Raw genomic sequence first — 16,184 nt, 5'->3', positions numbered from 1 at the left:
AGCGGCTATCTGTTCCGTGCCCGCAGGCCCGGCCCCCAAGGGGGAGGGCTGTCGGTGCTCGCAGGTAGATTCGAAATCGGGCACCCGGCCGCCCGCACGCGGCCCCGTGCCCCCCGGACCAACGACAGCAGGAGTGATTCGCGTGGATCGTGTCGCGCTGCGCGGCCTCAAGGCCCGCGGGCACCATGGCGTCTTCCCCCGGGAACGGGAAGAGGGACAGACGTTCATCGTGGACCTGGTGCTCGGCCTCGACACCCGCCCCGCGGCAGCCACCGACGACCTGACGAAGACCGTGCACTACGGCGTGGTCGCGGAAGAGGTCGTCGCGGTGGTCCAGGGCGAGCCGGTCGACCTGATCGAGACGCTCGCCGAGCGCATCGCCCAGCAGTGCCTCAAGCACGACGGCGTCGAGGAGGTGGAGGTCGTGGTGCACAAGCCGGACGCGCCCATCACCGTCCCGTTCGACGACGTCACCATCACCATCACCCGGAGCCGAGCATGACTGCATTTTCCACCGAAGGGCAGAGCGACCCGACCGTACAGCCGGTGCCCGCCTCCGTGGTCGAGCAGGTGGACGCGGCGGACATCACCCTCTCCAACCCGAAACTCGCCGTGCTCTCGCTCGGCGCCAACCTGGGCAACCGCCTGGAGACGCTCCAGGGCGCCATCGACGCCCTGGAGGACACGCCCGGGCTCCGGGTCAAGGCGGTCTCCCCGGTGTACGAGACGGAGCCCTGGGGCGTCGACCCGGGCTCCCAGCCGTCGTACTTCAACGCGGTGATCGTCGTGAAGACGACGCTGCCCCCGTCCTCGCTCCTGGAGCGCGGCCAGGCCATCGAGGAAGCCTTCGAACGGGTCCGCGAGGAGCGCTGGGGCCCGCGCACCATCGACGTCGACATCGTCTCGTACGCGGATGTGGTCTCCGACGACCCCGTGCTCACCCTCCCCCACCCCCGGGCCCGCGAGCGCGCCTTCGTCCTCGCCCCCTGGCACGACGTGGACCCCGAGGCCCAGCTGCCCGGCGCGGGCCCGGTCGCCGATCTGCTGACCGGTGTCGGGCGCGACGGCGTGCTCCCCCGGGCCGACCTGGAACTCCGGCTGCCCGAGTAGTCGTTAGGCTCACAGAACACAGCACGACGGACACAGGCGCGAAGGGCGGCTCACGGGGTGAAGCAACTACGGCTCGGAGTCCTGGCCGGCCTCTTCGCCGCCGCCGGAGTCCTTTCCTGGGGCGCCGCCCGCCTCTGGGACTCCCTGGGCACGCTGCCGAGCGTGCCGCTCTTCGCGCCCATCGTCCTCGCGCTGATCGCCGTCGTCCTGCTGGCCACGGCGCTGTCCATCCGCGCCCGCCTGCGCGCCCAGCGCGAACGCCGTCCCGGTGCCAAGGGCGTCGAGCCCCTGATGGCCGCCCGCGCCCTGGTCTTCGCCCAGGCGAGCGCCCTGGTCGTCGCCCTGGTCTCCGGCATGTACGGCGGCACGGCCGTCTTCCTGCTCGGCTCCCTGGACAACCCGCCCCGTCGCGACCAGGCCATCTACGCCGCCTTCGCGGTCCTCGCCGGCATCGCGGTCATCGCCGCCGCCCTCTTCCTGGAACACGTCTGCAAGCTCCCGGACGACAAGGACGACAACAAGCCGGACGCGGCGACGGCGTAGGGCCGGTGCCGGGTCCGGCTCGTCAGCGCGCCGGGATCAGCGCGCCATGATGAGGCTCATGGCCTCGGCGCGCGTCGCGGGGTCGCGCAGCTGCCCGCGGACCGCGGAGGTCAGCGTCTTCGCCCCGGGCTTGCGGATGCCGCGCATCGACATGCACATGTGCTCGCACTCGATGACGACGATGACGCCCCGCGGTTCCAGGATCTCCATCAGGGACTCGGCGATCTGCGTGGTCAGCCGCTCCTGCACCTGCGGCCGACGGGCGTAGACGTCGACCAGCCGGGCCAGCTTCGACAGGCCGGTGATCTTGCCGCTGGTGGCCGGGATGTACCCGACGTGCGCGACCCCCCGGAACGGCACCAGGTGGTGTTCACACGTACTGAACACTTCGATGTCCTTGACGAGCACCATCTCGTCGTGGCCCAGGTCGAACGTGGTCGTCAGAACGTCCTCGGGCTGCTGGTACAGGCCGGCGAATATCTCCTTGTACGCCCGCGCCACCCGCCCCGGCGTCTCCTTCAGGCCCTCGCGGTCGGGGTCCTCTCCCACGGCCAGCAGCAGCTCCCGGACGGCGGCCTCGGCACGCTTCTCGTCGAACTCGCCGATCGGCCCCTGGGGGTCCAGCGTCACCGGGTCGGTCATGTGTGCCTCGTTCCTTGAGCTGTCACTGCGGGGGCATCCGCGCAGGTGTACGGAAAAGCCGCGCCCCCAACAGGCTAGAACCTGGGGGACGCGGCATCCATTCCGGGCCTGGTGGGAACCCCGTGACGGGGGCCACACCAGGTCGGTGACTAGCTCTCGGGACGCTCCTCGGGGAGGGTCTCCGCGCCCGGGACGGTGTCCGTGACCGGGGCGGCGGCCGTGCTCGCGCCGTTGGTGAGGGCGAGCTCCTTCGGGGAGAGGACCGGCGGGCGGGTCGACGGGGTGCGGCGGGCGGAGCCGGTCCACGCGGGGCGGGCCGGGCGCTTGACGATCGGAGCGAAGATCTCGGCGATCTCCTCCTTGCCCAGGGTCTCCTTCTCCAGGAGGCGGAGCACCAGGGTGTCCAGCACGTCGCGATTCTCTACGAGGATCTCCCACGCGTCGTTGTGCGCGGTCTCGATGAGCTTCTTGACCTCTTCGTCCACCAGCGCGGCGACCTCTTCCGAGTAGTCGCGCTGGTGGCCCATCTCGCGGCCCACGAACGGTTCGGTGTTGTCGCCGCCGAACTTGATCGCGCCGAGCCGCTCGGTCATGCCGTACTGCGTCACCATCGCGCGGGCCGTCGCCGTGGCCTTCTCGATGTCGTTCGCGGCGCCGGTGGTCGGGTCGTGGAAGACCAGCTCCTCGGCCGCGCGCCCGCCCAGCATGTACGCGAGCTGGTCGAGCATCTCGTTGCGCGTCGTGGAGTACTTGTCCTCCTCCGGGAGCACCATCGTGTAACCGAGGGCGCGGCCGCGGGAGAGGATCGTGATCTTGTGGACCGGGTCCGACTGGGGGGAAGCCGCCGCGACCAGGGCGTGTCCGCCCTCGTGGTACGCGGTGATCTTCTTCTCCTTCTCGGACATGATCCGGGTCCGCTTCTGCGGGCCCGCCACGACGCGGTCGATGGCCTCGTCCAGCATCGCGTTGTCGATGAGCTTCTGGTTGCTGCGCGCCGTAAGGAGCGCGGCCTCGTTCAGCACGTTCGACAGGTCGGCACCGGTGAAGCCGGGCGTGCGGCGGGCGACGGCGCCGAGGTCGACGTCCGGGGCGACCGGCTTGCCCTTCTGGTGGACCTTCAGGATCTCCAGGCGGCCCTGCATGTCCGGCCGGTCGACCGCGATCTGCCGGTCGAAGCGGCCCGGGCGCAGCAGCGCCGGGTCGAGGATGTCCGGGCGGTTCGTGGCGGCGATCAGGATGACGCCGCCCTTCACGTCGAAGCCGTCCATCTCCACGAGCAGCTGGTTGAGCGTCTGCTCGCGCTCGTCGTGACCGCCGCCCATGCCGGCGCCGCGGTGGCGGCCGACGGCGTCGATCTCGTCCACGAAGACGATCGCCGGGGCGTTCGCCTTGGCCTGCTCGAAGAGGTCGCGGACGCGGGAGGCGCCGACACCGACGAACATCTCCACGAAGTCGGAGCCGGAGATCGAGTAGAACGGGACGCCCGCCTCGCCCGCGACGGCGCGCGCGAGCAGGGTCTTGCCCGTACCGGGAGGCCCGTAGAGCAGGACACCCTTGGGGATCTTGGCGCCGACGGCCTGGAACTTGGCCGGCTCCTGGAGGAACTCCTTGATCTCGTGGAGCTCCTCGACCGCCTCGTCCGAGCCCGCCACGTCGGCGAACGTCGTCTTCGGGGTGTCCTTGGTGATCAGCTTGGCCTTGGACTTGCCGAACTGCATGACCTTGGAGCCGCCGCCCTGCATCTGATTCATCAGGAACAGGAAGACGACCACGATGAGGACGAACGGCAGCAGCGAGAAGAGGATCGAGACGAACGGGGACTGCTTCGAGGGCGAGACGGTGTACCCGTCCTTGATGTCGCCGCTCTCGTACTTCTTCTGGAGCATGTCGGCGAGCTGGACGCCCTGGTTGCCGATGTAGCTCGCCTGGAACTTGCTGCCGGACTCGCCGGACAGCTTCTGACCGTCCTTCAGTTCGATCTTGATGATGTGATCGTCACCGGTGGTGAGCTTGGCCTGGTCCACCTGGTTCTTGCTGATCGCCTGGATCACCTGTCCGGTGTCCACCGTCTTGTAGCCGCCGCCCGAGCCGACGACATTCATCAACACGACCACGGCGAGGACGGCCAGCACGATCCACATGACCGGCCCACGGAAGTATCGCTTCACGTCCATCCATACGAGGCGAAGACGCCCCGTCCCTCCTGCCCGTAGGTAAATGCTGCTGTGAGTAAAGACTGTTCTTCGGACGGTACCCCAGCATGGTCACCGGCGTCCGCCTCGGACGTCCGGCAATCGCGCCTCGAAGGCTCAACGGCGGGCGGCCCGTGAGGGTTCCCGGCGGGCCCTGCTGCGGGTCCGCGGGCCCTCAGCCTCCGTATACGTGCGGGGCGAGGGTCCCGACGAAGGGGAGGTTGCGGTACTTCTCCGCGTAGTCGAGGCCGTAGCCGACGACGAACTCGTTGGGAATGTCGAAGCCGACCCACTTGCAGTCGAGCGCGACCTTGGCCGCGTCCGGCTTGCGCAGGAGGGTGCAGATCTCCAGCGAGGCGGGCTCGCGCGAGCCCAGGTTCGACATCAGCCAGGACAGCGTCAGGCCGGAGTCGATGATGTCCTCGACGATCAGGACGTGCTTGCCCTTGATGTCGGTGTCCAGGTCCTTGAGGATCCGGACGACACCGGAGGACTGGGTGCCCGCGCCGTACGAGGAGACGGCCATCCAGTCCATGGTGACGGGGGTGGACAGCGCGCGCGCCAGGTCCGCCATGACCATGACGGCGCCCTTGAGGACGCCGACGAGGAGCAGGTCCTTGCCGGCGTACTCCGCGTCGATCTTCGCGGCCAGCTCCACGAGCTTCGCGTCGATCTCTTCCTTGGTGAGGAGCACCGACTGGAGGTCGGTGCCCATGTCCTTCTCGTTCACCCGCGTCTCTTTCTGTGCCTGCCGGGTCCGGGGGTGGAGCCCCGGGCCTGCGCGGCCGCTCGCCCTGCGTGTCAGCCGCTCGTGCGTCAGCTCTGCCGGATGACCAGTCTGCCACCCTGCCGCAGGGCTTCGACGCGGCCGGGGAGGTTGATGGCCTGCTGGCCGCGCCAGCCCGTGACCAGGCGGTCGACTTCCTCGATGTGCCGGGCGAAGAGCGAACCGGCCGGGGAACCCGCCTCTATGGCGGCCCGGCGCAGCACCCGGCGCCGTACGGCGGGGGGCAGCGCGTACAGCTTGGCGCACTCGAGGCGGCCCGCGTCGTCGCGTACGTCACGGTCGGCGGCGGCGGCCCAGGTGTCGAGCGCGTCCGCGTCGTCACGGGAGAGCTGGGCCGTACGGGCGAGGGCTTCGACCACCCCCTTGCCGAGGGCCTTCTCCAGGGCGGGCAGGCCCTCGTGGCGCAGCCGGGAGCGGGTGTAGGCGGGGTCGATGTTGTGGGGGTCGTCCCAGACGGGCAGGGACTGGGCGAGGCAGGCGGTACGGGCGGTCTGGCGGTCGAGCTGGAGGAAGGGCCGGCGGTAGCGGCCCGCTGGGCCGGAGGAGGCGGCCATGCCGGACAGGGAGCGGATGCCGGAGCCGCGGGCGAGGCCCAGCAGGACGGTCTCGGCCTGGTCGTCGCGGGTGTGGCCGAGGAGGACGGCGGCGGCGCCGTGGCGTTCGGCGGCGGCGTCGAGCGCGGCATAGCGGGCGTCGCGGGCGGCGGCCTCCGGTCCGCCGTCGCGGCCGACGTGGACGGCGACGGCCTCGACGGGTCCGAGGTCCATGGCGGTGAGCCGGGCGGCGACCTCGGCGGCGCGGGTGTCGGAGCCGTCCTGGAGGCCGTGGTCGACGGTGATGCCGCCGGCCCGGACGGGGAGTTTGCGGACCTCGAAGGCGAGGGCGGAGGCGAGCGCCATGGAGTCGGCGCCGCCGGAGCAGGCCACGAGCACCAGGGGGGTGCCGGGGCGGTCGGGGAGCGTGCCGAGGCGGCTGCCCGCACCGGCCCGGGCGAGCTCGGGGTGCGGGGCGTGCCCGGCGCGTTCGGTCTGTTCGGCGTGTTCGGCGATGACGTCGTGGAGTACGCGGCGGACCGCCAGGCGTATCGCCGCGACCGCAGGATGGGGACCCATGTCCGGTGCCCTTCGTGAGGTTCTTCAGGGGTGTCTCGGAGTGCCGGGACGGGAAGGAGTGCCGTCACTCAGAGTGCGTCGATGGTGACAGAGCAATGCCGTTCATCGAGCATTGCACGCCTTCCCATGCCCCTACGGTCCCTCGGATGGGTGATTACCGGCGCGTTGCCTTCGTACCGGGGACCTTGATCACGACTCTGCCTTACGGTGCACCCTCGCGATCCAGTCCGCGGGGCGGGCGATCTCCGCCTTGGTGGGGAGGGTGTTGGGCGAGGTCCACACCCGGTTGAAGCCGTCCATGCCGACCTCGTCCACGACGGCGCGCACGAAGCGTTCGCCGTCCCGGTACTGGCGCAGCTTGGCGTCGAGGCCGAGCAGCTTGCGCAGGGCCTGGTCGAGGCGGCCGGCGCCCTGGGCGCGGCGCTGCTGGAACTTCTCGCGGATCGCGGCGACGGAGGACACGACCTCGGGGCCGACGCCGTCCATCACGTAGTCGGCGTGTCCTTCCAGGAGGGACATCACGGCGGTGAGGCGGCCGAGGATCTCGCGCTGGGCGGGTGTCTGGACGAGCTCGACCAGGCTGCGGCCGCCGTCCTCGCCGGACTCGCCCTCGGGCCGGCCGCCGGCGAGGGCCTGGGCGGCCTCGCGCAGCCGCTCCAGGAAGGTCATCGGGTCGACGTCGGTCTCGTCCAGGAAGGACTGGATCTCGCCCTGGAGGTGGTCGCGGAGCCAGGGCACCGCGGTGAACTGGGTGCGGTGGGTCTCCTCGTGGAGGGCGACCCAGAGCCGGAAGTCGTGCGGGTCGGCGTCCAGCTCGCGTTCGACGTGGACGATGTTCGGCGCGACGAGCAGGAGGCGGCCGCCGCCGTCGGCGGAGGCGGGGAGTTCGCGGGTGGCGGGGGCGAAGGTCTCGTACTGGCCGAGGACGCGGGAGGCGAGGAAGGAGAGCAGCATGCCGACCTCGACGCCGGTGACCTTGGAGCCGACCGCGCCGAGCACGGCGCCGCCCGCGCCGCCGGAGCGCCGTTCCTCCATCTTCTCCAGGAGGGGGCGCAGCAGTTCGCGGAAGCCGGCGACGTTGGCCCTGATCCAGCCGGTGCGGTCCACGACGAGGACGGGGGTGTCCTCCGGTTCGGTGCCTTCGGGGATCATCCGGGTGAAGGCGCGGACGTGCTCCTCCGCCGCCTTCGCGTGCCTGCGCAGCTCCGCGACGACCTCGCGGGCCTCCTCGCGGCTGATCTCGGGGCCCGGCCGCACAAGCCGGGTCGCGGTCGCGACCGCGAGGTTCCAGTCGACCATCCCTGCACCACCGATGCTCGTCATGCGTCAACCGTACGTGCTTCGTCCTTGATGCGGTGCGGTGTTGACGGGCTCACCGCTTCCCGGCGCCGAGTGCGGTGGCGAGTTCGTCGAGGGCCTTCTGGGCCTCGGTGGGGGCGGTGGTGCCGGAGGCCAGGAAGGCGAAGGCGAGGAGCCGGCCCCGGGTGTCCACGACCGTTCCGGCGAGGCTGTTGACGCCGGTGAGGGTGCCGGTCTTGGCGCGGATGAAGCCGGTGCCGCCGGTCGCGCTGGTGTAGCGGCTGCTGAGCGTGCCGCTGAACCCGGCCACGGGGAGGCCGGTGAGGACGGGCCGCAGTTCGGGGTGGGCGGGGTCGGCCGCCCGGGCGAGGAGTCCGGCGAGCAGGGCCGCGGTCACCTTGTCCTCGCGGTCGAGCCCGCTGCCGTCGGCGATGTTCACGCCCTTGAGGGGCAGGCCGAGCTTCTTCAGGCGGGCGGTGACGGCCCGTCGGCCGCCCTTGAAGTCGGCGGGCTGCCCGGCGGCGATGGCGGTCTGCCGGGCCAGCGCCTCGGCGACGTCGTTGTCGCTGTTGGTCAGGGCGCGTTCGACCAGGCCGGAGAGGGGGGCGGAGAGGTGGGTGGCGACGGTGCGGGACGTCTTGGCGGGGCGGCCGGGGGCGGGTGCGCCCTTGGTGGTGACGCCGGCCTTGTCGAGGTAGCCGGCGAAGGCGCGGGCGGCGTCGCCGGCCGGGTCCTCGGTGCGCGGGGCGGGGCCCTTGGCGGAGCCGTCCTGGCGGCCCTCGTTCAGCATCAGGGCGCTCATGGGCGCGATGTTCTCGTTGGGACCGATCGGGTGGTGCGTGGGCCCCGAGTAGGCGGAGGCGTCGTAGCGCAGGCGTACGGAGGGGGCGTCGGCGGTCTTGAGGGCGCGGGCGGTCTCGGTGGCCAGGGCGCGCAGGGCCGCCTTGTCGAGGGTGGGGTCGCCGCCGCCGACGAGGGTGACGGTGCGCAGGTCGTCGGAGGCGCGCACGGTGGTGGGGATGCGGTGGGCGGGGCCGAGTGCGCCGAGGGCGGCGACGGTGGTGGCGATCTTGACGGTGGAGGCGGGCGTCATGGGGGCGTCGGCGCCCTTGCCGTAGAGCCGTTCGCCGGTGGCGGTGTCGATGACGACGGCGGCGCGCCGGGTGCCCAGCGCGTCGTTCCTCAGCAGCGGGTCCAGGACGGTGCGCAGGTCGCGGTCGGCGCCGGCGGGGGCGTTCTTGGTGCCGGTGCCGGTGGGGGACAGGGCGGCGAGGACGGCGGGGGCGCTGGGGGCGGGTGCGGGACCGTCGGGGTCGCCCGCGTCGTGATGTGCGCCACCTGTGCGTTCGGCGGCGGTCGCCCGGTCCCGCTCGGCCTTACGCTGACCCGAGTCCCAGGGTCCGGCGGCGAGGACGGCGCCGGCCGCGAGGGCCAGTCCGACGACGGCGGACACGGCCGTGAACCGCCAGTCGTTCACTCCGCCGCGTACGCCCAGGCGGGCCGCGATACTGCCGCCGGGCGTGCCGGGCGGTTCCGTCGACGGTCTTTCCACCGGCTCGGCCACCGTTGACCAGCCCCTTTCGCGAGCACACATCTGCGTGAGGGACACTTAACCACCAGTCGTATGTGTTGATCATGGAGGAGCCACCCGTGGAGTTCGACGTCGTTATCGAGATCCCGAAGGGTTCGCGCAACAAGTACGAGGTGGATCACGAGACCGGCCGGATTCGTCTGGACCGTCGGCTCTTCACCTCGACCAGCTACCCGGCGGACTACGGCTTCGTCGAGGACACCCTCGGTGAGGACGGCGACCCGCTGGACGCGCTGGTGATCCTGGAGGAGCCGACGTTCCCCGGCTGCCTCATCAAGTGCCGCGCGATCGGCATGTTCCGGATGACCGACGAGGCCGGCGGCGACGACAAGCTGCTGTGCGTCCCGGCGTCCGACCCCCGGGTGGAGCACCTTCAGGACATCCAGCACGTGTCGGAGTTCGACCGCCTGGAGATCCAGCACTTCTTCGAGGTCTACAAGGACCTGGAGCCGGGCAAGTCCGTCGAGGGCGCCGACTGGGTCGGCCGCGCCGAGGCCGAGGCCGAGATCGTCGCCTCCCGCAAGCGCCTTGAGGCGCAGGGCGGCGCGCACTGACGTTCCGCTTCCGGTAAGCGGGCCTGAGAACGGGCGGTACACCCACGCGGGTGTGCCGCCCGTTCCGTGTGCCCTCCCTTGGGCGTGGCCATACTGGGCAGGAGTGCGCCCGAGGACGCGCAGCCGAGGAGGAGCGAGGTCGAGTGGTGGCGGAACCGGGCGGGCCCGATGACGAGAAGCCCCAGTCCGACGAGGCGCACAGCGCCTTCTCGTGGCCTGTCGGGACCGAACCGGCGGCGCCGCCGGAGGAGGACCACCCGACGTCGGAGTTCGCCCTTCCGGAGGGCGTGACGCCCGAGCCGCCGGCCCCGGGCTCCGGTTCCGGTACGGGTTCCGCTTCCGGGTCCGAGACGACCGGTTCGGCGTTCGCGACGCCGAGCACGTACAGCTTCCGGGACTCCCCGCCCGCGTTCACCCCGGCGTACGGGGTGCCGATGGTCCGGCTGACCAAGGAGGCGCCCTGGCAGGACCGGATGCGCACGATGCTGCGGATGCCGGTGGCCGAGCGCCCGGCCACGGAGCCGGTCCAGCGGCACGACGAGGAGGCGGGGCCCCCGGTTCCGCGCGTGCTCGACCTGACGCTGCGTATCGGGGAGCTGCTGCTCGCGGGCGGCGAGGGCGCCGAGGACGTCGAGGCGGCGATGTTCGCGGTGATGCGGAGCTACGGGCTCGACCGCTGCGAGCCGACCGTGACGTTCACCCTGCTGTCCATCTCGCACCAGCCGTCGCTGGTGGACGACCCGGTGACGGCGAGCCGTACGGTACGCCGCCGGGGCACCGACTACACGCGGCTCGCGGCGGTCTTCCGGCTGATCGACGACATCACCACGGCCGACGACGAGGTGTCGCTGGAGGAGGCGTACCGGCGGCTGGCGGAGATCCGGCGCAACCGGCACCCGTATCCCGGCTGGGTGCTCACGCTGGCCGCCGGAGGGCTGGCCGGGGCGGCGTCCGTGCTGGTCGGCGGTGGTCCTTTGGTGTTCGTGATCGCCGCGCTCGGCGCGATGCTCGGTGACCGGCTGGCCTGGCTGTGCGCGGGGCGCGGGCTGCCGGAGTTCTACCAGTTCGTGATCGCGGCGATGCCGCCCGCCGCGATGGGCGTGGCCCTGACGCTGACGCACTGGTCGGACGTACGGCCGTCGGCGGTGATCACCGGTGGGCTGTTCGCGCTGCTGCCGGGGCGGGCGCTGGTGGCGGGCGTGCAGGACGGTCTGACCGGTTACTACATCACGGCCTCGGCGCGGCTCCTGGAGGTCATGTACTTCTTCATCGCGATCGTCACCGGGGTGCTGCTGGCTCTGTACGGAGGGCTTCAGCTGGGCGCGGAGCTGGACCCGGAGGCGCGGTTCATCACGCACGACCGGCCGGTGATCCAGATCTTCGCGTCGATGCTGCTGACCCTGGCGTTCGCGATCCTGCTCCAGCAGGAGCGGGCGACGGTGCTCGCGGTGACCCTGAACGGCGGCGTGGCCTGGATCATCTACGGGGCGATGGCCCGGACGGGCGAGCTGTCGGCGGTGGCCGCGACGGCCGCGGCCGCCGGGCTCGTCGGCCTGTTCGGGCAGCTGTTCTCGCGCTACCGCTACACGTCGTCGCTGCCCTACATCACGGCGGCGATCGGGCCGCTGCTGCCCGGCTCCGCGACGTACTTCGGGCTGCTGGGCGTCGCGCAGAACGAGCTGGACCGGGGCCTGGCCTCACTGTCCACGGCGGTGGCGACGGCGCTGGCCATCGCCATCGGGGTGAACCTGGGGAGCGAGATCTCCCGGTTGTTCATGCGGGTGCCGGGCGCGGTGGGCGGGGCGAACCGCCGCGCGGCCAAGCGGACGCGCGGCTTCTGACCTCGGGGGCGTACGGCGCTCAGCGCTTGGCGTGGCGTCCGCGACGGCCGGCGGACGGGTCCTGCGGGGGGACCTCGCCGCTCCCGTCGGCGGGGCCCTCCTTCTTGGCCTTGCTCCGGGCGCGCAGGAACTCGATGGCGATCGGGACCACCGAGATCAGCACGATCAGGATGAGCATCGCCTCGATGTTCTTGTGGACGAACTCGACGTTGCCGAGGGCGGCGCCGAGCAGGGTCACGCCGACGCCCCAGAGGACGCCGCCGATCACGTTGAACACGATGAACGAGCGGTAGTTCATCCGGCTGACGCCCGCGATGATCGGGGTGAACGTCCGCACGATCGGCACGAAGCGGGCCAGGATCAGCGACTTCGGGCCGTGCTTCTCGAAGAACTCGTGGGCCTTCTCGACGTTCTCCTGCTTGAAGAGGCGGGAGTCGGGCCGGTTGAAGAGCGCGGGTCCGACCTTGCGGCCGAAGAGGTAGCCCACCTGGTCGCCGATGATCGCGGCCAGCGCGACCAGGACGCAGACCAGCCAGAGCGGGGTGTCCAGCTGGCCGGTCGTCACCAGCAGGCCCGTGGTGAACAGGAGCGAGTCGCCGGGCAGGAAGAAGCCGATCAGCAGCCCGGACTCGGCGAAGACGATGACCAGCACACCGACCAGCCCGAACTGTCCGATGAGGTGGTCCGAGTCCAGCCAGCTCGGTCCGAGCGCAAGCGTATTCAAGGGTCCGGGCTCCAGGATGAGGTCGATAGGCGGCTGCGTGGCCGCCCCAAGCTATCAACGCCTCGGGGCGGCCCCGGGTTCCACCCGCCTCCGTGACCGTTTACGCCCGGCGGCGCGCGTTCGCCTCGATCGCGTCGCGCAGGTGCTCGGCGAGGCCCGGCCGCATGGCGTCGTAGAACGCCTTGAACTGCGGATCGGCGACGTACATCCCACCGAGGTTCCGGTGCATCTCGTAGCCGCACTCGTAGAACCAGGTGGAGATGTGGAGCCGGTGTTCCTCCGCGAGGTCCGTGGCGCGCTCGCCGTCGGCGGGCTCACCGGCCTCCATCAGCGCCGCGTAGCGCTCGCTCCAGGAGTCGACCTCGGCCTTCATCCGCTGCCAGTCCTCCTTGGTGTAGCGGGCGGCCCGGCGCTGCGACTCGGCGTACGCCTCGGTACCGCCCCAGCGGCGCTCGGCCTCCTCCGCGTGCTCCTCGGGGTCCTTGTCGCCGAAGACCTCGAACTTCTCCTCGGGGGTGAGGTTGATGCCCATCCTGCGTGCCTCCATAGCTTTCTCCACGGCGGCGGCCATCCGCTGGAGCTCCCCGATCCGGTGCGACAGCAGCGCGTGCTGGCGGCGCAGGTGCTTCTGCGGGTCCGCGTCCGGGTCGTCGAGCAGGGCCGCGATCTCGTCCAGCGGAAAGCCGAGCTCCCGGTAGAAGAGGATCTGCTGCAGCCGGTCCAGGTCCGCGTCGTCGTAGCGCCGGTGGCCCGCGTGGCTGCGCCCGCCCGGTGAGAGCAGGCCGATGGTGTCGTAGTGGTGCAGGGTCCGCACCGTGACCCCGGCGAAACCGGCGACCTGTCCCACGGAGTGCTCCATGGCTCCCCGCTCCTTCCTGTGTGGGTACGCGTACGAGCCTGGGCCCTCACGCCGCGTGAGGTGCAAGTCCCGCCCACAGTCCGCCCCTTTTGAACGCATTTACGGCTTTCACATCGCTATGGTGAGCCGATGCCGACCGATTCCGCCGTCGTCGCCGAGCCCGCCCCCGCCCGCCGGCTGCTCGTGCTCATCGTGCCCGCCCTGGCCGTGGGCGTGGTCTCGGCCCTGGTCCTGCTCGGGGTCAGCCTGCTCGCGGAGCAGCTCCAGGACGTGTTGTGGGAGACGCTGCCCGACGCGCTGTCCGTGGGGGGCTTCTCCTCGCTGTGGATGATCGTGATGCTCACGGCGACGGGCCTGGTGACCGGCCTCGTCCTGCGCGCCGTCCCCGGCCGGGGCGGCCCGGACCCGGCGACGATGGGCCTGGTCGACCCTCCCCTGCCGCCCCACGTGGTGCCCGGTCTGCTCGTGGTCACCGTCCTGGCCCTGGCGGGCGGCGTCAGCCTGGGACCGGAGAACCCGATCACCGCGGCCAACATCGCCCTGGCCGCCTGGGCCGGCCGCCGGATCGCGCCGGGCGCCCCCGGTGAGCTGTGGCTCGCGCTCGCCGCCGCCGGGACCATCGGCGCCCTCTTCGGCACCCCGGTCGCCGCCGCCCTGATCCTCACCGAGACGCTGACCTCCTCACCCGGCACCGGCGCGCTCTGGGACAAGCTGTTCGGGCCGCTCGCGGCCGGGGCCGCCGGGTCGCTCACCATGTCGCTTGCCGAGCACCCCAGCTTCGACCTGTCGCTGCCCCCGTACACGCACACCGGCTGGGGCGATCTGCTCTCCGCCCTCGTGATCGCGTCGGCCGGAGCGGTCCTCGGCCTGGCGGCGGTGTACGCGTTCCCCTTCGTCCACCACTTCTTCCGGGCCCTGCCGCACCCGGTGCTCGCCCTGACCCTGGGCGGCCTCGCGCTCGGCCTGCTCGGGGCGCTCGGCGGGCACCTCACCCTGTTCAAGGGGCTGGACGAGGTGAAGACTCTCGCCGCCGATCCGGACGGCTGGTCGGCCGGCGAGTTCGGGAAGATGGCCGTGGTGAAGGCGGCGGCCCTGGTGATCGCCGCGACCTGCGGCTTCCGGGGCGGCCGGATCTTCCCGGCGGTGTTCGTGGGCGTGGCGCTCGGCCTGTGCGCCCATGCGCTGGTGGACGCGGTGCCGGTCGCACTCGCGGTGACGTGCGCGGTGCTGGGCGTCCTGCTGGCCGTCACCCGGCAGGGCTGGCTCAGCCTGTTCACGGCGGCGGTGCTGGGCTTCGACACGGCCCTGCTGCCGGTGCTGTGCGTGGCTTCGCTGCCCGCCTGGCTGCTGGTCACCGGGCGGCCGCTGATGCAGCTGCGCGAGGACGGTACGGCGATGCGCTGAGCCGGACGGCCCAGCACCGGGTGGCGGGCGCGGAGGACGTCCGTATCGTCGGATTCGTCCGGTCTCGCGGGCGCGAGCCGAGAAGGGCAGGTCCGTGATGCCGCTCCACCGGGGCTCCGCGCACGAGGGCGAACCGTCGGTCACGCAGCGCAAGCTGGCGCTCAACCCGTTCTACGGGGCCGCCGACCCGGTCGCCGGAATGGAGGCGGCCCCGCCCCGGCACCGCCTGCCGGACGGTCCGCTGCCGCCCCACACCGCGTACGGGCTCGTCCACGACGAGCTGATGCTGGACGGCAACTCGCGGCTCAACCTCGCCACCTTCGTCACCACCTGGATGGAGCCCCAGGCCGGGGTGCTGATGGCTGAGTGCCGCGACAAGAACATGATCGACAAGGACGAGTACCCGCGCACCGCCGAGCTGGAGCGGCGCTGTGTGGCGATGCTCGCCGACCTCTGGCACGCGCCCGACCCCTCGGCGGCCGTCGGCTGTTCCACGACCGGGTCCAGCGAGGCGTGCATGCTCGCCGCGATGGCGCTCAAACGCCGCTGGGCGGCCAAGAACGCCGACCGCTACCCGGCGAGCGCCAAGCCCAACCTCGTGATGGGGGTGAACGTGCAGGTGTGCTGGGAGAAGTTCTGCACGTTCTGGGAGGTCGAACCGCGCCTCGTCCCCATGGAGGGCGACCGCTTCCACCTCGACCCACAGGCCGCCGTGGAGCTGTGCGACGAGAACACCATCGGCGTCGTGGGCATCCTCGGCTCCACCTTCGACGGCAGCTACGAACCGATCGCGGAGCTGTGCGCGGCCCTGGACGACCTCCAGGAGCGCACCGGCCTCGACATCCCCGTCCACGTGGACGGGGCCTCCGGCGCCATGGTCGCGCCGTTCCTCGACCCGGACCTGGTGTGGGACTTCCGGCTCCCCCGGGTCTCCTCCATCAACACCTCCGGCCACAAGTACGGCCTGGTCTACCCGGGAGTCGGCTGGGCACTGTGGCGCTCGCCCGCCGAGCTCCCCGAGGAGCTGGTCTTCCGGGTGAACTACCTGGGCGGCGACATGCCCACCTTCGCGCTGAACTTCTCCCGGCCCGGCGCCCAGGTCGTCGCGCAGTACTACACCTTCCTGCGGCTGGGCCGGGACGGCTACCGGGCCGTGCAGCAGGCGGCCCGGGACGTGGCGACCGGCCTGGCCGCGAAGATCGAGGAGCTGGGCGACTTCCGGCTGCTCACCCGGGGCGACCAGCTGCCCGTCTTCGCGCTCACCACCAGGCCGGAGGTGAAGGCGTACGACGTCTTCGACGTGTCACGGCGGCTGCGCGAACGCGGCTGGCTGGTGCCCGCGTACACCTTCCCCGTTCACCGCGAGGACCTGGCGGTGCTCCGCGTCGTGTGCCGCAACGGCTTCTCCTCGGACCTGGCGGAACTCCTCCTGGAGGACCTCCGCCTCCTGATGCCCGAACTCCGCGCCCAGCCGCACCCGCTGACCAGGGACCAGAACGCGGCGACGTCCTTCCACCACTGAGACG

15 protein-coding genes are annotated in these 16,184 nt (G+C 71.6%); 7 read left to right on the top strand and 8 right to left on the bottom strand.

Annotated elements, in window-relative coordinates; translation table 11 throughout:
* Positions 1-142 precede the first annotated feature (142 nt).
* Genes folB through ACZ6C6_RS20250 form a run of 3 tightly spaced genes read left to right on the top strand, consistent with a single transcriptional unit; the run spans position 143 to position 1,653 of the window.
* The gene (gene folB / locus ACZ6C6_RS20260; protein WP_073966343.1) at positions 143-502 is read left to right on the top strand and encodes a dihydroneopterin aldolase; all 360 of its coding nucleotides are present in this window, start codon (positions 143-145) and stop codon (positions 500-502) included.
* On the top strand, positions 499-1,110 hold the full coding sequence (gene folK, locus ACZ6C6_RS20255) for a 2-amino-4-hydroxy-6-hydroxymethyldihydropteridine diphosphokinase (protein WP_073966344.1): 612 nt from the start codon (positions 499-501) through the stop codon (positions 1,108-1,110). The genes folB and folK overlap by 4 nt, the downstream gene beginning before the upstream one ends.
* A 57-nt stretch (positions 1,111-1,167) precedes the next feature.
* The gene (locus ACZ6C6_RS20250; RefSeq protein WP_469204612.1) at positions 1,168-1,653 is read left to right on the top strand and encodes a DUF3180 domain-containing protein; all 486 of its coding nucleotides are present in this window, start codon (positions 1,168-1,170) and stop codon (positions 1,651-1,653) included.
* A 36-nt stretch (positions 1,654-1,689) separates the two neighbouring features.
* Here ACZ6C6_RS20250 and folE read toward each other — a convergent pair whose 3' ends face one another.
* The 6 genes from folE to dacB all read right to left on the bottom strand — a co-directional run bounded on the left by folE (position 1,690) and on the right by dacB (position 9,249).
* On the bottom strand, positions 1,690-2,295 hold the full coding sequence (folE, locus tag ACZ6C6_RS20245) for a GTP cyclohydrolase I FolE (protein ID WP_073864155.1): 606 nt from the start codon (positions 2,293-2,295) through the stop codon (positions 1,690-1,692).
* Positions 2,296-2,444: 149 nt separating this feature from the next.
* A complete protein-coding gene (ftsH, locus tag ACZ6C6_RS20240; protein ID WP_469204608.1) occupies positions 2,445-4,469 on the bottom strand; it encodes an ATP-dependent zinc metalloprotease FtsH in 2,025 nt (674 codons plus the stop codon).
* Between the two features lie 193 nt (positions 4,470-4,662).
* The gene (hpt, locus tag ACZ6C6_RS20235) at positions 4,663-5,202 is read right to left on the bottom strand and encodes a hypoxanthine phosphoribosyltransferase (protein ID WP_037777945.1); all 540 of its coding nucleotides are present in this window, start codon (positions 5,200-5,202) and stop codon (positions 4,663-4,665) included.
* A gap of 101 nt (positions 5,203-5,303) precedes the next feature.
* The gene (gene tilS, locus ACZ6C6_RS20230; RefSeq protein ID WP_469204606.1) at positions 5,304-6,386 is read right to left on the bottom strand and encodes a tRNA lysidine(34) synthetase TilS; all 1,083 of its coding nucleotides are present in this window, start codon (positions 6,384-6,386) and stop codon (positions 5,304-5,306) included.
* Positions 6,387-6,575: 189 nt separating this feature from the next.
* Positions 6,576-7,709, bottom strand: coding sequence for a zinc-dependent metalloprotease (locus tag ACZ6C6_RS20225; RefSeq protein WP_469204604.1), 1,134 nt, complete (start codon positions 7,707-7,709; stop codon positions 6,576-6,578).
* Positions 7,710-7,758: 49 nt separating this feature from the next.
* On the bottom strand, positions 7,759-9,249 hold the full coding sequence (dacB, locus tag ACZ6C6_RS20220; RefSeq protein WP_469204602.1) for a D-alanyl-D-alanine carboxypeptidase/D-alanyl-D-alanine endopeptidase: 1,491 nt from the start codon (positions 9,247-9,249) through the stop codon (positions 7,759-7,761).
* Between the two features lie 86 nt (positions 9,250-9,335).
* Here dacB and ACZ6C6_RS20215 point away from each other — a divergent pair, with 86 nt between their 5' ends.
* Both ACZ6C6_RS20215 and ACZ6C6_RS20210 read left to right on the top strand, forming a co-directional pair.
* A complete protein-coding gene (locus ACZ6C6_RS20215; RefSeq protein ID WP_018520452.1) occupies positions 9,336-9,830 on the top strand; it encodes an inorganic diphosphatase in 495 nt (164 codons plus the stop codon).
* Positions 9,831-9,973: 143 nt separating this feature from the next.
* Entirely contained in the window at positions 9,974-11,671 is a 1,698-nt protein-coding gene (locus tag ACZ6C6_RS20210) for a threonine/serine exporter family protein (protein WP_469204600.1), read from the top strand.
* A gap of 19 nt (positions 11,672-11,690) precedes the next feature.
* Here the strand turns inward: ACZ6C6_RS20210 and ACZ6C6_RS20205 are convergent, their stop codons facing one another.
* Both ACZ6C6_RS20205 and ACZ6C6_RS20200 read right to left on the bottom strand, forming a co-directional pair.
* Positions 11,691-12,395, bottom strand: coding sequence for a DedA family protein (locus ACZ6C6_RS20205; protein WP_469204598.1), 705 nt, complete (start codon positions 12,393-12,395; stop codon positions 11,691-11,693).
* A gap of 100 nt (positions 12,396-12,495) precedes the next feature.
* Positions 12,496-13,254: a MerR family transcriptional regulator gene (locus ACZ6C6_RS20200; RefSeq protein ID WP_469204596.1), complete on the bottom strand. Its 759-nt coding sequence runs from the start codon at positions 13,252-13,254 to the stop codon at positions 12,496-12,498.
* Between the two features lie 129 nt (positions 13,255-13,383).
* Here ACZ6C6_RS20200 and ACZ6C6_RS20195 point away from each other — a divergent pair, with 129 nt between their 5' ends.
* Together ACZ6C6_RS20195 and ACZ6C6_RS20190 are read left to right on the top strand one after the other, a co-directional pair.
* Positions 13,384-14,658, top strand: coding sequence for an ion channel protein (locus ACZ6C6_RS20195; protein ID WP_469204594.1), 1,275 nt, complete (start codon positions 13,384-13,386; stop codon positions 14,656-14,658).
* 97 nt (positions 14,659-14,755) lie between these two features.
* A complete protein-coding gene (locus ACZ6C6_RS20190) occupies positions 14,756-16,180 on the top strand; it encodes a glutamate decarboxylase (protein ID WP_469204699.1) in 1,425 nt (474 codons plus the stop codon).
* Positions 16,181-16,184 lie beyond the last annotated feature (4 nt).

The sequence above is a fragment of the Streptomyces sp. NPDC041814 genome (genome assembly GCF_055590565.1).
This window is presented reverse-complemented; position numbering and strand designations above follow the sequence as displayed.

Coding starts and splice junctions, on each gene's coding strand:
- folK (WP_073966344.1), top strand. CDS start 499: ATGACTGCATTTTCCACCGAAGGGCAGAGCGACCCGACCGTACAGCCG.
- folE (WP_073864155.1), bottom strand. CDS start 2,295: ATGACCGACCCGGTGACGCTGGACCCCCAGGGGCCGATCGGCGAGTTC.
- ftsH (WP_469204608.1), bottom strand. CDS start 4,469: ATGGACGTGAAGCGATACTTCCGTGGGCCGGTCATGTGGATCGTGCTG.
- hpt (WP_037777945.1), bottom strand. CDS start 5,202: ATGGGCACCGACCTCCAGTCGGTGCTCCTCACCAAGGAAGAGATCGAC.
- tilS (WP_469204606.1), bottom strand. CDS start 6,386: ATGGGTCCCCATCCTGCGGTCGCGGCGATACGCCTGGCGGTCCGCCGC.
- ACZ6C6_RS20225 (WP_469204604.1), bottom strand. CDS start 7,709: ATGACGAGCATCGGTGGTGCAGGGATGGTCGACTGGAACCTCGCGGTC.
- ACZ6C6_RS20200 (WP_469204596.1), bottom strand. CDS start 13,254: ATGGAGCACTCCGTGGGACAGGTCGCCGGTTTCGCCGGGGTCACGGTG.
- ACZ6C6_RS20195 (WP_469204594.1), top strand. CDS start 13,384: ATGCCGACCGATTCCGCCGTCGTCGCCGAGCCCGCCCCCGCCCGCCGG.
- ACZ6C6_RS20190 (WP_469204699.1), top strand. CDS start 14,756: ATGCCGCTCCACCGGGGCTCCGCGCACGAGGGCGAACCGTCGGTCACG.